Annotated in this window: 12 protein-coding genes; 8 read left to right on the forward strand and 4 right to left on the reverse strand. The window is 73.9% G+C overall.

The window, feature by feature from the left end; all coding sequences use genetic code 11:
* Positions 1-48: 48 nt before the first annotated feature.
* Genes ACWEVP_RS22765 through def form a run of 6 tightly spaced genes read left to right on the forward strand, consistent with a single transcriptional unit; the run spans position 49 to position 9,571 of the window.
* Entirely contained in the window at positions 49-1,299 is a 1,251-nt protein-coding gene (locus tag ACWEVP_RS22765) for a four-carbon acid sugar kinase family protein (RefSeq protein ID WP_452064566.1), read from the forward strand.
* The gene (pdxA, locus tag ACWEVP_RS22770) at positions 1,296-2,324 is read left to right on the forward strand and encodes a 4-hydroxythreonine-4-phosphate dehydrogenase PdxA (protein ID WP_452064567.1); all 1,029 of its coding nucleotides are present in this window, start codon (positions 1,296-1,298) and stop codon (positions 2,322-2,324) included. Before ACWEVP_RS22765 ends, pdxA begins: the two co-directional genes overlap by 4 nt.
* On the forward strand, positions 2,321-3,598 hold the full coding sequence (locus ACWEVP_RS22775; RefSeq protein ID WP_452064568.1) for an MFS transporter: 1,278 nt from the start codon (positions 2,321-2,323) through the stop codon (positions 3,596-3,598). The genes pdxA and ACWEVP_RS22775 overlap by 4 nt, the downstream gene beginning before the upstream one ends.
* Complete coding sequence (locus tag ACWEVP_RS22780; RefSeq protein WP_452064569.1) at positions 3,570-4,370, forward strand: DeoR/GlpR family DNA-binding transcription regulator; 801 nt, start codon at positions 3,570-3,572, stop codon at positions 4,368-4,370. The genes ACWEVP_RS22775 and ACWEVP_RS22780 overlap by 29 nt, the downstream gene beginning before the upstream one ends.
* Positions 4,351-9,033 (forward strand): DEAD/DEAH box helicase, encoded by a 4,683-nt coding sequence (locus ACWEVP_RS22785; protein WP_452064570.1) that lies wholly within the window; start codon positions 4,351-4,353, stop codon positions 9,031-9,033. Before ACWEVP_RS22780 ends, ACWEVP_RS22785 begins: the two co-directional genes overlap by 20 nt.
* 37 nt (positions 9,034-9,070) lie before the next feature.
* Positions 9,071-9,571: a peptide deformylase gene (def, locus tag ACWEVP_RS22790; RefSeq protein ID WP_452064571.1), complete on the forward strand. Its 501-nt coding sequence runs from the start codon at positions 9,071-9,073 to the stop codon at positions 9,569-9,571.
* A 20-nt stretch (positions 9,572-9,591) separates the two neighbouring features.
* On the opposite strand, the gene ACWEVP_RS22795 is transcribed toward def, so the two are convergent.
* The 4 genes from ACWEVP_RS22795 to ACWEVP_RS22810 form a co-directional block, all read right to left on the reverse strand.
* Positions 9,592-10,668, reverse strand: coding sequence for a GNAT family N-acetyltransferase (locus tag ACWEVP_RS22795; RefSeq protein ID WP_452064572.1), 1,077 nt, complete (start codon positions 10,666-10,668; stop codon positions 9,592-9,594).
* Between the two features lie 95 nt (positions 10,669-10,763).
* The gene (locus ACWEVP_RS22800) at positions 10,764-11,495 is read right to left on the reverse strand and encodes a VOC family protein (protein ID WP_452064573.1); all 732 of its coding nucleotides are present in this window, start codon (positions 11,493-11,495) and stop codon (positions 10,764-10,766) included.
* Positions 11,496-11,554: 59 nt separating this feature from the next.
* Complete coding sequence (locus ACWEVP_RS22805) at positions 11,555-12,325, reverse strand: maleylpyruvate isomerase family mycothiol-dependent enzyme (protein WP_452064574.1); 771 nt, start codon at positions 12,323-12,325, stop codon at positions 11,555-11,557.
* Positions 12,315-12,728, reverse strand: a complete 414-nt coding sequence (locus tag ACWEVP_RS22810) for an SAV_6107 family HEPN domain-containing protein (protein WP_452064575.1) — start codon at positions 12,726-12,728, stop codon at positions 12,315-12,317. The genes ACWEVP_RS22805 and ACWEVP_RS22810 overlap by 11 nt, the downstream gene beginning before the upstream one ends.
* Before the next feature lie 1,097 nt (positions 12,729-13,825).
* Here ACWEVP_RS22810 and ACWEVP_RS22815 point away from each other — a divergent pair.
* On the forward strand, positions 13,826-14,338 hold the full coding sequence (locus ACWEVP_RS22815; RefSeq protein ID WP_452064576.1) for a YbaK/EbsC family protein: 513 nt from the start codon (positions 13,826-13,828) through the stop codon (positions 14,336-14,338).
* On the forward strand, positions 14,335-14,907 hold the full coding sequence (locus ACWEVP_RS22820) for a GNAT family N-acetyltransferase (protein WP_452064577.1): 573 nt from the start codon (positions 14,335-14,337) through the stop codon (positions 14,905-14,907). The genes ACWEVP_RS22815 and ACWEVP_RS22820 overlap by 4 nt, the downstream gene beginning before the upstream one ends.
* Positions 14,908-14,925 lie beyond the last annotated feature (18 nt).

A 14,925-nucleotide genomic window follows, 5' to 3' on the forward strand; every position in this document is an offset into this window, starting at 1 on the left:
GCGCAGTTCGGTCAATCGAGTTGCACGAACTGCGCAAAGGAGCGGGTGATGCCGAAACTGCTCGTCCTCGGGGACGACCTGACCGGCAGCAACGCGACCGGAGCGCTGTACGCCCGCTTCGGGCTGCGCGCGGTTTCCGTCAACGCGCCGCTCGAACCGGACGCGCCCTGCCTCCGCGCGGGAAGCGGGATCGACGCGCTGGTGGTCAACCTGGGTACCCGGCACGCCTCGCCGCCACACGCCGCGCGGGCGGTCCGGGAGGCGGTCGAGCTGGCCGGGCCCGTCGAGCTGACGGTGAAGCGCGTGGACACGACCCTGCGCGGCAACGTCGGGGTGGAGACCGAGGCCGTCCTGGCCTCGGCGCCCGACGCCCGCGCCCTGGTCGTGCCCGCGTTCCCGGACGCCGGCCGGGTCACCCTCGGCGGCCTGCACCTGGTCGACGGCGTGCCGCTGGCCGAAAGCCCGGCCGCCCGCGACCCCCTCGCCCCGGTCGGGACGTCGCGGATCCGCACGCTGCTGCGGCCCACCGACCGCGAGATCGCCGAGCTGCCACTGGACGTCGTCGAAGAAGGCGTCGACGCGGTCGAGGCGGCCCTGCGCGGTCCGGCCGGGGTCGTCGTCTGCGACGCCACGACGAACCGGCACCTCACCACCGTCGCCAAGGCGGCCGCCCGGCTCGCGGCCGAAGGCACGCGCTGGATATCCGTGGATTCCGGGCCGTTCGGCGTCCGGCTGGCGGCCGCGCTGGGCCTCGCGCCCGGCCACGGCACCGTCCCGCCGGTGCTCGCGGTGATCGGCAGCATCACCGGGCAGACCCGTGATCAGGTGCTGGAAACCGAGCTGGTGCTGGACGCGCGGTACGTCGACGTCGACCCGGACCGGCCCGATCCGCCGGCGATCGCGGCCGCGGCCGGGGAACTCCTCGCCGCCGGGCACCGCGTGGTCGGCATCCGGACCGTCGCACCCGCGCCGGGCGCGCCGGTCGACGCGGGCGTCGCGGCGCGGATCCCGCCGGCGCTGGGCGAAGCGACCCGGCTGGTGCTCGGCGCGCACCGGATCGGCGGGCTCTACGCCACCGGCGGTGACATCGCCGTCGAGGTCACGAAGGCACTCGAGGCCGACGGCTTCGAGATCGACACCGAAGTGCTGCCGCTGGCGGTCGCCGGGCGGCTTTCCGGCGGCCCGCACAGCGGGCTCCCCTTCGCCACCAAGGGCGGGTTGATCGGCGGCCGGGACGCCGCCGTCGCCTGCCTGGAACACCTCAACCACGTGCTGGCCACCGGAAGGAAGAACCCGTGAGCGACCTCCCGATCCTCGCCGTCACCCTCGGCGACCCCGTCGGCATCGGCCCGGAGATCACCCTCAAGACCCTCGCCGAGCCCGAGTCCCTGCAGCTGGCCCGCGGGGTGGCGGTCGGCGACGCGATCGTGCTGGAACGCCTGGTCCGGCACCTCGGCCTGCACCTGGAGATCAACCCGATCGCCACGGTCGCCGACGCGCGCTTCACCACCGGCGTGATCGACATCCTCAACCTCGGCGTGGTCCGGGAGGACCTGCCGTGGGGCGAAGTCAACGCGACCGCGGGTGCCGCCGCCGTCGGCGCGATCGAAGTGGCCACCCGGCTCGCGCTGGCCGGCGAGGTCGACGCGGTCGTGACGGCGCCGATCAACAAGGAGGCGATCTGGGCGGCGGGCTCGAAGCACCTCGGGCACACCGAGATGCTCGGCGAGCTGACCGGCTCGACCCGGTTCAACACGATGTTCTGGGTGTCCGGGCTGAAGATCTTCTTCGCCACCCGGCACCTTTCGCTGCGCGAAGCGATCGACCGGATCACGCGGGAGAACATCGAGCACGCGATCCGCGAGGCCTACACCGCGCTCGAAGTCTTCGGCACGGAGAAACCGAGACTCGCCGTGGCGGCGCTGAACCCGCACGGCGGCGAGAACGGCAAGTTCGGCGACGAGGAGATCGTCGCGATCGCGCCCGCGGTGGCCGCCGCGCGCGCCGCCGGGCTCGACGTCGTCGGTCCGATCCCGGCGGATTCCGTGTTCCACCAAGGGATCCAGGGCCGGTTCGACGGCGTGCTCTCGCTTTACCACGACCAGGGGCACATCGCGTCGAAGACGTACGACTTCGACGGCACGGTCTCGGTGACGGTCGGCCTGCCGATCCTGCGCACCTCGGTCGACCACGGCACGGCGTTCGACATCGCCGGCACCGGCCGCGCGTCGCACGGCACGATGCGCGCGGCGTTCAAGGCCGCGGCCACGCTGGCGCCGTACGCGCGGAAGCTGCCCGCCATCTACCCGCCGGGCGTCCGGTGATCCCCCGCAAGCGCTGGGCGTACGTCATCCCGGTCGCCGTGGTCATGTACATGCTGGCCTACCTCGACCGCACGAACGTCGCGGTGATCCTGCCCTACATCGGCGACGACTTCCCGTTGTCGGCCAGCGCGAAGGGCCTGGCGAGCGGCATCTTCTTCGTCGGCTACCTCGTGCTGCAGATCCCGGCCGCGGTGCTGGCGGCGAAGTGGAGCGCCCGCAAGACGGTGCTGATCCTGATGATCGCGTGGGCGTTCGCGGCGGTGCTCTGCGGCCTGGTGCGGAACGAGACGCAGCTGCACCTGGCGCGGCTGCTGCTCGGGCTGTTCGAGGGCGGTGTGTGGCCGGCGGTGCTGATCCTGCTAGCGTCTTGGTTCCCGCAGGCCGAACGGGCCCGGGCGAACGCGCTGTGGATGACGTGCCTGCCGATCTCGGCGATCGTCATGTCCCCGCTGTCCGGGCTGATGCTCGACCACATGTCCTGGCGCTGGGTGTTCGTCATCCAGGGCCTGCCGCCGCTGCTGTGGGCGGTCGTCTGGTGGTTCGCGGTGGCCGACCGGCCGGCGAAGGCCCGCTGGATCTCCGCGGAGGAACGCGAGTACCTCGAAACCACCCTGCGGGCCGAGGAAGAAGCGAAGCCCGCGTTCGTCAGGCAGGGTTACCGGCAGGCACTGGCCAACCGGCAGGTGCTGCTGCTGATCGGCGTCTACTTCTTCTGGATCACCGGCTTCTACGGCTTCAGCCTGTGGCTGCCGTCGGTCGTGAAGACGATGACGGGCGGCTCGGCCACCGCCGTCGGGTTCCTGTCGGCGGTGCCGTACGTGCTGGCGCTGGCCGGGATGGTCGCGTGCGCGCACTGGTCGGACCGCACCGGCAACCGGCGGCTGGCCGTCGCCGTGCCGCTGGTCGTGGCCATCGCCGGACTGCTGCTCGGCAACCTCGTGCACTGGCCGGCGTGGGTGCAGCTGGTGCTGCTCTGCGTCGTCGCGACCGGCGTCTACATGCCGTACGGGCCGTTCTGGGCCATTCCCAGCCGCATCCTCGGCATCGAGGTCGTGGCCGTGGCGATGGGCCTGATCAACGCGCTGGGCAACCTCGGCGGGTTCGCCGGGCCCTACCTGGTCGGCTGGCTCACCGACGTCACCGGCGGCGCGACCACCGGGTTCGTCGTGCTGGCGGCGTTCCTCGCCGTGGCCGCCGCGCTGGCGTTCTTCGGACTGAAACCGGCCGTCGTGGAAGACTCGGCGCATGTCCCAGCCGCGACCAGGAACCCGTGACCGGCGCGCGATGCTCCTCGAGGCCGTCCGCGACGGCTCGGGCGGCATCGCGGAGCTGGCCGAGGAGTTCGGTGTCTCGGAGTCGACGATCCGCCGCGACCTCGCCTCCCTCGCCGGCGCCGGGCACGTCGTGCGCACCTACGGCGGCGCGCTCGACACCGAACGCAGCCCGCGCGAGAAGGACCGCGAGAACGCGGCGGCGAAGGACGCCATCGCCCGGCAGGCCGCAGCGCTGGTGCGCGACGGCGAAGTCGTGCTGCTCGACGCCGGCACGACCACCGGCAGGCTCGCCCGCCACCTCGCCCACCGCGAGGGGCTGACCGTGGTCACGAACGGCGTCACCGCCATCCGCGAGCTGGCCGGCTTCGCCGGGATCGACCTGATCGTCCTCGGCGGCCGGCTGCGGCACCCCAACGAGGCCATCCTCGGCGAGAGCGTGCTCGCCCAGCTGCGGCACATCTCCCCCGATCGGGTATTCCTGGGCGCGGACGGCGTGGTGCCCGGGCGGGGGCTGTGCTGCCCGTCACTGGAGCAGTCGGTGGTCAAGCACGCGATGCTGCACGCGGGCGCCGAGGCCTACGTGCTGGCCGACCACTCCAAGCTGGACCAGGCCCCTTTTTCCTACTGGACGCCGCTCGACCGCGAGTACCGGCTGATCACCGACGAGCCGGAGATCGACGCGGTGTACCCGGCGTTCGCCGACAGCGTGATCGTGGCCGACCGGCCCGAAACTGTCGGTGGTGCCGCGCATCATGGACGACGTGGCAGTTGACGTGCTCGACCTCTTCTCCCCCGCGACCCGGGACTGGTTCGCGGGGGCCTTCGCCGCGCCCACCGCGGCCCAGGAAGGCGCCTGGCAGGCGGCGCACGCGGGCGAGCACGCCCTCGTCGTCGCGCCGACCGGGTCCGGCAAGACCCTGTCCGCGTTCCTGTGGGCGCTGGACCGGCTTTCCGTGGAACCACCGCCGGCGGAGGCCACCAAACGCTGCCGGATCCTCTACGTCTCGCCGCTGAAGGCCCTGGCCGTCGACGTCCAGCGGAACCTGCGCGCCCCGCTCGCCGGCATCTCACAGGCCTCCCGGCGGCTCGGGCTCCCGGTGCCCGAGATCGAGGTCGGCATGCGCACCGGCGACACCACCGCGGCCGAGCGCCGCTCGTTCGGCAAGACCCCGCCGGACGTGCTGGTGACCACGCCGGAGTCGCTGTTCCTCATCCTCACCTCGTCGGCGCGGGAGTCGCTGCGCGGCGTGGAGACCGTGATCGTCGACGAGGTGCACGCGGTCGCCGGCGGCAAGCGCGGCGCGCACCTGGCGCTGTCGCTGGAGCGGCTGGACTCGCTCCTGCCGAAGCCGGCGCAGCGGATCGGCCTGTCGGCGACGGTCCGCCCGATCGACGAGGTGAGCGCGTTCCTGGCCGGCGGCCGTCCGGTGCGGGTGGTCCAGCCGAAGCTGGCGAAAACCATCGAAGTGCGCGTCGAGGTGCCGGTCGAGGACATGAGCAACCTCGACGCACCGCGCAGCGGCCCGGCGCCGAGCCCGCTCGACGCGCTGGAGTCCCTCGAGTCGCTGACCGAGGCGTTCCCGCCCGGCGACATCGCCCCGGGCGGCCTGGGGACGCTGGAGGAGATCGCGGGCAACCCCGTGCAGCGGCCGTCGATCTGGCCGGCCGTCGAAGAGCGCGTGCTGAGCCTGATCCGGGCCCACCGGTCGACCATCGTGTTCGCCAACTCCCGCCGGCTCACCGAGCGGATGACGGCCCGGCTCAACGAACTGGCCGCGGAGCAGACGGAGCTCACGCCGGAGGACTCGTTCCCGGCCGAGGCCGTCGGGCAGTCCGGGGTCAGCACCGGTGCGCCGCCGGTGATCGCCCGGGCGCACCACGGGTCCATGTCGCGGGAGCAGCGCACCCACGTCGAGGAGGACCTCAAGTCCGGGCGGCTGCCGTGTGTGGTGGCGACGTCGTCGCTGGAGCTGGGCATCGACATGGGCGCGGTCGACCTGGTCGTCCAGATCGAGGCGCCGCCGACGGTGGCGTCCGGCCTGCAGCGCGTCGGCCGCGCCGGGCACCAGGTCGGTGCGGTCTCTTCCGGCGTGATGTTCCCCAAGTTCCGCGGCGACCTCGTCTCCTGCGCGGTGGTCGCCGAACGGATGGCGGCCGGCGCGATCGAGGCCGTCCGCTACCCGCGCAACCCCCTGGACGTGCTGGCGCAGCACGTCGTCGCGATGGTGGCGCTGGAGCCCTGGACGGTGCCGGACCTGGCGGCGCTGGTGCGGCGGGCGGCGCCGTTCGCGTCGCTGCCGGACGACGCGCTGCACGCGGTGCTCGACATGCTCGCCGGCCGGTACCCGAGCGAGGAGTTCGGCGAGCTGCGGGCGCGGATCACGTGGGACCGCGTCGGCGGCGAGCTGCGCGGGCGCCCCGGCTCGCAGCGCCTCGCCGTCACTTCCGGCGGCACGATCCCGGACCGCGGCCTGTTCACCGTGATGACGCCGGGCGGGGACGACAAGCCCGGTTCGCGCGTCGGCGAGTTCGACGAGGAGATGGTGTACGAGTCGCGCGTCGGGGACACCATCCTGCTCGGCACGTCGTCGTGGCGGATCACCGACATCACGCACGACCGGGTCATCGTGGTGCCCGCGCCGGGCGAACCGGCGCGGATGCCGTTCTGGAAGGGCGACGCGCCGGGCCGTCCGCTGGAACTCGGCCGGGCGCTGGGGAAGTTCGTCCGCGAACTGTCCACTTCGGACGCGGACAAGGCACGGGAGCGGGCCACCGCAGCGGGGTTGGACGAGCGGGCGTGCGACAACCTGCTCCAGTACCTGGCCGAGCAGAAGGAAGCCACGAGGCACGTCCCGAACGACCGGACGATCCTGCTGGAGCGGTACCGCGACGAGCTGGGCGACTGGCGGATCGTCGTGCACTCGCCGTTCGGCGCGCAGGTGAACGCGCCGTGGGCCCTCGCGATCGCCGCGCGGCTGCGGGAGAACCGCGGGGTCGACGCGCAGGTGGCGCACTCCGACGACGGCATCGTCCTGCGCCTGCCCGACGCCCTCGACGCCGACGGCGCGGACGTCACGATCGGCGCGGACGACATCCTGCTCGATCCCGAAGAGGTGGAGCAGCTGATCGTCGCGGAGGTCGGCGGCTCGGCCGTGTTCGCGGCGCGGTTCCGGGAGTGCGCGGCGCGGTCGCTGCTGCTGCCGCGCCGGGATCCCCGGCGCCGCACTCCCCTGTGGCAGCAGCGGCAACGCGCGTCGCAGCTGCTGTCGGTCGCGGCGAAGTACGAGCGGTTCCCGGTCGTGCTGGAGGCGATGCGCGAGGTCCTGCAGGACGTCTACGACGTGGGTGGCCTGCGCGAGCTGATGGCCGACGTCCGGGCCCGCAAGGTCCGTCTCGTAGAGGTCGAGACGCCGGCCGCGTCGCCGTTCGCGCGCAGCCTGCTCTTCGGTTACGTCGGGATGTTCCTGTACGAGACCGACGCGCCGCTGGCCGAGCGGCGGGCGGCGGCGCTGTCGCTGGATTCGGCGCTGCTGGCCGAGCTGCTGGGCACCGAGGCGATCCGGGAGCTGCTGGACCCGGAGGCCGTCGCCGAGGTGACCCGGTCGCTGCAGCGCCTCGACCCCGACCGGCACGCGCGCTCGGCGGAGGACGCCGCCGACCTGCTGCGGTTCCTCGGCGACCTGACCGTCGAGGAGGCCGCGGAGCGCGGGATCCGGGCGGAATGGCTCACCGAGCTGGAGGCGGCGCGGCGGGCGATCCGCGTGCGGATCGGTGGCACCGAACGGTTCCTGGCGATCGAGGACTCCGGCCGGGTCCGGGACGCGTTGGGCACCGCCCTGCCGGTGGGCGTGCCCGAGGCGTTCACCGAACCGGTCGCGGACCCGCTCGGCGACCTGCTGTCGCGCTACGCCCGCAGCCGGGGGCCGTTCGCGGCGGCGGACGTGGCCAAGCGGTTCGGGCTCGGGATGGCCGTCGTCACCGGGGTCCTCGACCGGATGACCGGCGAAGGCCGCCTGGTCCGCGGCGAGCTGAGCCCGGTCGGGCACCCGGACACCCACGGCGTGGGCAGTTCGGTCAGCACTGAGTACTGCGACTCCGCGGTACTGCGGCGGCTACGGCGAGCGTCGCTGGCGAAGCTGCGGGCCGAGGTCGAGCCGGTCGAACCGGCGGCGCTGGGCCGGTTCCTGCCGTCGTGGCACGGGTTCGGCGGCCGCGTCCGGGCGGCGCCGACGGCGGACGACGTGCTGTCGGTGGTCGAGCAGCTGGCCGGGGCGCCGTTGCCGGCGAGCGCGGTGGAGTCGCTGATCCTGCCCGGGCGGCTGCCTGGCTACTCCCCCGCGCTGCTGGACGAGCTGACGACCGCGGGCGAGGTCACGTGGGCGGGCTGCGGCGCGCTGTCCGGCGGGGACGGCTGGATCGCCCTCGCGCCCACCGACGTCGCCGACCTGCTGCTGCCGGAAGTCGTCGAGGACATCCCGACCGGTCCGCTGCACGAGGCTCTCCTGTCCACTTTGGAGGGTGGTGCGCTGTTCTTCCGGCAGCTGGTGGACCGCGCGAGCGTGCTGGTGGACAAGGCCCCGAACGACGCCGAAGTGGTGGCCGCGCTGTGGGACCTGGTGTGGGCAGGGCTGGTCACCGGCGACACACTGGGGCCGCTGCGGGCCCAGGTGGCCGGGCACGGCGCGCACAAGCCGCGGCGCCAGGCACCCCGCGGCCGGTACGCGCGGCTGCGGGCGGGGCGGCCGCAGATGCCGTCGCGGTCGGGGCCGCCGACCGTCGCCGGCCGCTGGGCGCTGACGCCGAACCGCGAGACCGACGCGACCCGCCGCGCCCACGCGCGCACGGAGGCGTTCCTCGAACGCCACGGCGTCCTGACCCGCGGGGCGCTCGACACCGAACGCGTCACCGGTGGGTTCTCCGGGATCTACAAGGTGCTGCGCGGCATGGAGGACACCGGCCAGGTGATCCGCGGCTACGTGGTGGAAGGGCTGGGCGCGGCCCAGTTCGCGGCGAAGGGCGCGGTGGACCGGCTGCGCGCGCTGTCGGGTCCGGGCCGTCCGGCGCCCGGCCGCGCGGTGGTGCTGGCGGCGGCGGACCCGGCCCAGCCGTACGGCGCGGCGCTCCCGTGGCCGGCGGCGACGGGCGACACGAAACACCGTCCGGCCCGCAAGGCCGGCGCGCTGGCTGTGCTGGTGGACGGCGTGCCGGCGCTGTACGTCGAGCGAGGAGGCAAATCACTGCTGAGCTTCACGGAAGAGCGGCAACCGCTGGTGGACGCGGCACAGGCGCTGTCGGCGGCGGTGCGGGAGGGCTGGCTGGGCCAGCTGTCGGTCCAGCGCGCCGACGGCGAGCAGGCCCTGACCTCGGAGCTCGCGGAGGTGCTGAGGGAGGCGGGTTTCCGGGCCACACCGTCGGGCCTGCGCCTGCGGGCCTAAGCTGCCGGTTCGACACCGCACGAAGGATGTTCTGCTCATGGCGATGCGCGAACTGCGCTATTTCGGCGACCCGATCCTCAAGTCCGTCTGCGACCCGGTCACCGTGTTCGACGACAAGCTCGAGGCGCTCGTGCGCGACCTGGTCGACTCGGTGAAACCCGCCGGACGCGCCGGGCTGGCGGCACCGCAGATCGGGGTCGGGCTGCGCATCTTCAGCTACGACGTCGCCGGGCTCACGGGGTACGTGATCAACCCGGAGATCGCCGAGCTGTCGGAGGAGACGCACGAGATCAACGAGGGCTGCCTGTCGGTCCCGGAACTGTGGTTCCCCACGAAGCGGGCGAAGCACGCGAAGGTCCGCGGCGTCGACATCCACAACGAGCCGATCGAGGTCGAGGGCGAAGACGTGCTGGCCCAGTGCCTCCAGCACGAGACCGACCACCTCGACGGCATCCTCTACCTGGACCGGCTGACCGCCGACCGCAAGAAGACGGCGCTGCGCGAGGCTCGCGAGAAGGACTGGTTCTGGAAACGCTGACCGGCTGAGCCCCGGCCTGCTCAGTCGCGCAGGAACATCCTCAGCTGGGTGCTCTCCTCGGCCGAGCGTTCCGTGCGCAGGCCCGCGCGAGCGGCCGTGCGCGGCAGCACGTCGTCGCCGGACAGGCAGTCCGCCCGCAGCTCCGTGATCCCCTGCGCCTCCGCGAGCGCCGCCAGGCGGGACAGCAGCTCCGTGCCGATGCCCTGGTGCTGCCAGTCGTCCTCCACCAGCAGCGAGATCTCGGCGCCACCGGAAGCCGACGGGATCAGCTGGGCCAGCCCGATCACGTCGCGGCCGAAGACGGCCAGCACGCTCGTCCCGCGCGGCGGCACCAGCAACCGGTGCAGCCAGCGGCGCGGGACCGTGCGGACGCCGGTGTGGTAGCGCCGGAAGAGCGTCGCCGTCGAGCAGCGGCGGTGCAGTTCGGCCACCGCGTCGGCGTCGGCCGGGACGCCTTTGCGCAGGACGATCGCCGCGCCGTCCGGGCGGTTCAGCACCACCGGGCCAGCGACGTTGCGGGCCGCCGCGCCCAGCAACGTCACCAGCGCCTCGGCGCGGGTGAGTTCCAGCTGCACGAAGGGCGCCCACCGGCGCCGCGCCACCAGCGCGTCCCCGCCGCCCAGCGCGAACACCGCGCGGTGCCCGCTCTCGGTGCGGCCCGGGTTCGCCTCGGCCGCGGGGACGCGCGTGACCACGTCCGCGGCCAGCACGTCCTTCAGCACCTCGGCGAGCCGGGCCGGGTCGTCGATCGCGCGCCGGGTCGCGAGCAGCGTCGACGACGAGGGGTCGACCAGCTCGTGGACGTCGGCGTCGATGATCGCCGTGCACTCGCAGCCCTCGGCGCGGATGGCGTCGACGAGGTGCTGCCGGGGCAGGCCGGTCGCGGGGCGCAGCACGATCTCGTCGAGCACTCCGCCGGGCACGGGCAGCACCGTCAGGCCGAGGATGTTGCACTCGAGATCGGCGAGCCGGATCGCGATGCGGGCCAGGGTGCCGGGGTGGTCGTGCATCCGGACCCGCACCCGCCACGCCGACGGCGAACCCGCGTCGACGTCGGCCGCCGGGTCGAGCTGGGGCAACGCTCTGGAGGTCTCCATGCCCCCACGGTCCCCCGCGCGTGTTGCCGCTCCGGGACGCGAGTGTTTCGCGCAGATCAGCGTTCGGGACGGCTCGGCAACGCGGGCGAAACGCCTCAGCGCGGGGTCAGCACGCAGAACTCGTTGCCTTCCGGGTCCATCAGGACGCGCCACGGCAGGTCCGGGCCGCCGAGGTCGGCCGGCGCCGCGCCCGCGGCCACCACTTCGGCCACCGACGCACCGTGGTCGGCGCCGGCCGGGGGCGCGACGTCGAGGTGCAGGCGGTTCTTGACCCGCTTCACGTCGTCGTTGCGGAGGAACTCCAGCCACGGCCCTCGCCCCGACGGCGCCCGCAGCCCGACCAGGACGTCACCCTCGCGGGCGCTGATCGGCCGGCCCGTCAGCCGGGTCCAGAAGCCGGCCAGGCGCTCCGGGTCGTGGGCGTCGACGACGATCGACGCGACCGCGCCCGACCCGGCGTAGCGGTCGCGGGGTTCGAGGACGCAGAACTCGTTGCCCTCCGGGTCGGCCAGCACGACCCACGGCACGGCGCCCTGCCCGAGGTCGACGCGGCGGCCGCCCAGCTCCAGGGCGCGCGATACCAGCTCCTCCTGGTGGGCGAGCGTCGTGCTCGCCAGGTCCAGGTGGATCCGGTTCTTCACCTCCTTGGGCTCGGGCACCGGGACGAACACCAGGTCCAGGTCCCAGCCGTCGGTTTCCGGGGCGCGCACGTCGACCTCGTCCGGCTCCTCGACGGCGACGCGCCAGCCGAGCAGCGCGGCCCAGAAGTCGGCGAGGACCCTCGGCCGCGCCGCGTCGATCACCAGGTTCACCAGGCGCGTGTTCATGCGCCGCAGGCTAGCCGCCACCCCCGACAGTTCCGGTTCGGCTTCCCCACCTACCGGGTTCATCGGGTCGCGAGCCGCAGCAGCGCCCAGAGCTGGGCCGCCTGGTCGTGCACGCCCCGCACGGTCACCGAGGTCAGGGACGACCGGCCCCACAACCACAGGTAGATGCGCTCGGGCTCGGCGGCGGTGACGACGTCGTCCGCGGCCTCGGCCTCCTCGGCCGAGCAGCGCCAGGCCTCCGTCACGTCGGGCCCGGCGCGCGCGATCCAGCTGTGCGCGCCGGTGCGCACGCCGACCGAGCCCGCCTTCGTGCCGGTCAGGCCCAGCATCGGCAGTTTCTGGCCGAACCACAGCGTGAGGGCCTCGTCGATGCCGTCGATCGCGAGGTCTTCGTCGATCCCGCGCGGCTCCGCGCCCGCCGCCTGGTCGACGTCGACGCGGTGGACCAGGGTTTCGTGCAGCATCCGGCGGCGCCAGAATCCGTACGTCGGGTCCGCCGGCCACCATGTGTCGGCGTGGTCCTCGGGATCGTGGGCGGCGAGCTCGTCGAGCAGCTCCGTCAGACCGGTTTCGAGGTAGGCGGTCAGGCTCTGGCCGGGCTCGGGGTCGCGCTGCCAGTCGTCCGGGCCGCGGCCGTCGGCCAGCCGGCGCCGGACCATCCGGTAGAGGCTCCCGACGTGCCGGGCGACCTCGCCGAGTGACCAGCCGGGACAGGCGGGCACCGGCGCTTCGGTCGGCGCCGCCTGGACGGCTTCGGCCAGCACCCGGCCTTCGATCCCCAACGCGGTGAGCAGCCGCCCCTGGTCGACCGGGCCGTGCTCACGCGACATGGGCTTCCCCGGTGATCGGCAGGCCGTGCACGAGGCGGCGGACGAGTTCGAGGAAGGGCGTGGCGGCGCGCACCAGCCCGGCGGCCGACTCGGCGGTGACCTTGCCGGTGATCCCGGCCTGCGCGGCGGCGCGCGCGGCCGAGTTGCTCGCGAAGAAGGCGGACCATTCACGCAGTTCGGGGGCGACGGAGTCGAGCAGCACCCAGCTGCTGGCCGGCCGGGCACGCCCCCGGTGCGGACGGCCCCGGGCGGCGAGCACGGCGGCGGCCCCGCGCAGGGCGGCGAGGTAGGCGCCGACGAACTGTTCGACGGGATCGGTCTCGCGCTCGGCTTCGGCGAGACCACGCCGGGCCTGGGCGAGCAGCCCGGCGGCCACGGGCGGAGCGGGCGGGCGAAGGGACATGGGCAGCTGGGACTGCTCGAGCTCACCATCGGCGGCAGGCTGGTGCGGAGGCACCGGCAGCGGGGACTGCGCATCAGCAGCAGCAGGCGGTCGCAGCTCAGGCGCGGCGGGCGGCCGCGGCGCTTCGGCAGGCCGAGGCTGCTCGGACACCGACGCCACGACAGCGGGCGACTCCAGCTCGGCGGCCGGACGCGCCGGCTCGGCGGAATCGCCGGCCCCAGACCCTCCGGCAGGCCGAGCCCGCTCAGACACCGACCCCACGGCAACAGGCGACTCCAGCACGGCGGCCGGACGCGCCGGCTCGGCGGAATCGCCGGCCACAAACCCTCCGGCAGGCCGAGCCCGCTCAGACACCGACCCCACGGCAACAGGCGACTCCAGCACGGCGGCCGGACGCGGCAGCTCGGCGGAATCGCCGGCCACAAACCCTCCGACAGGCCGAGCCCGCTCAGACACCGACCCCACGGCAACAGGCGACTCCAGCACGGCGGCCGGACGCGGCAGCTCGGCGGAATCGCCGGCCACAAACCCTCCGACAGGCCGAGCCCGCTCAGACACCGACCCCACGGCAACAGGCGACTCCAGCACGGCGGCCGGACGCGGCAGCTCGGCGGAATCGCCGGCAGCAGGCCGAGCCTGCTCAGGCACCGACGCCGCGGCAGCGGGCGGCACCGGCTCGGCGGCCGGACCCGTCGTCATCGGCAGCTCCGGCTGGCCGGCGTCCACCGGGCGGCGCCGCGGCTTGCGGGGCTCCACACACCCCGGGACCGGCGGGGCCGACGACACCGACGGGCGCAGCGGGGACCGCCCGGTGTGCGGGCGCAGGGTCATAGGCAGCTGCGGCTGCCCCGGCTCCGTGGGGGACACGACCTCGACGGACATGACGACCCTCCTCCTGCTGCGCGGGTGAGCCCGATCATGTGCCCGGCGCCGAGACGCTTCCCCCGCCCCGGAGCCGGGCACCTGACCGGTGCGCGCTCACCGATGTCGAACGTCTGTTCGAACAAAATCCAGAGTAACCCTCCACCCGGCCTCCGCTCAACCCCGGGGGTGGAATCCCGCGGGACACCAGGTCGGTGGCGTGATCTCATAGGCTCATGAGTTCGCTGGACCACCCCGCCGTCGCCAAGGTGGCGGCCGCGCTGGCCGAAGCCGGGCAGCACGCCGCCGCCGAGGGCATCCGCGTGCTGCCCGCCGAAGTCCGGACCGCCGCTCAGGCGGCCGAAGCGCTCGGCGTGCCCGTGGGCGCCATCGCCAACAGCCTCATCTTCCGCCTGGGGTCCGACAAAAACGCGCTCCTCGCCCTCACCTCGGGGGCGCACCGCGCGGATCCGGCCACCCTCGAACGCCTGGCCGGGGCCGAAATCGGCAAGGCCGACGCCGATTTCGTGAGGGCGCACACCGGACAGCCGATCGGCGGGGTCGCGCCCACCGGGCACCCCACCAAGCTGCCGACGCTCGTCGACACCGCGCTGCGCGCCCACGACGTCGTGTGGGCCGCCGCGGGGCACCCCAAGACCGTCTACCCGACCACCTTCGCCGAGCTGGTGGCCTTGACCGGGGGCACCCCCGGCGCGCTCGACGGCGCGGAGGAAGATGGATCGCTGTGACCGCGATGCCCGCCGGCTGCTCCCGCTACGTCCAGCTCTCGACGGACGAGTTCCGCGCACGCCTGCCCGAAGCCCTGGACATCTACGTCCGGGCGATGCGGTACCCGGCGGGCACCGCCGAGCAGCGCGCGCCGATGTGGCTCACCCACGCGCTGCGTGAGGGCTGGCGCTGCATGGCCGCGCTCGACGCCGACGACGTCCTGCTCGGGCTCGCCTACGGCTACCGCGGCCGGGCCGGGCAGTGGTGGCACGAGCAGGTCCGCCACGGCCTGAGCCGCCGCTTCGGGCCCGAGGCGGCCGAGCGCTGGCTGTCGGACTACTTCGAGCTGACCGAGATCCACGTCAAGCCGGAGAACCAGGGCCACCAGATCGGCGAGGACCTGCTGCGCGGTCTGCTGGACGGCGTGCCGAGCGCGAACGTCCTGCTGTCGACGCCCGAGGGCACCAGCCGGGCGTGGAAGCTCTACCGGCGCACCGGCTTCGTCGACGTCCTGCGCGACTACCACTTCGCCGGCGACCCGCGGCCGTTCGCGATCCTGGGGCGGTCGCTGCCCCTCGACGCGCGCTGAGCCGAGGGGCAGCGTCCG

The organism is Amycolatopsis sp. NPDC003865, from assembly GCF_053605345.1.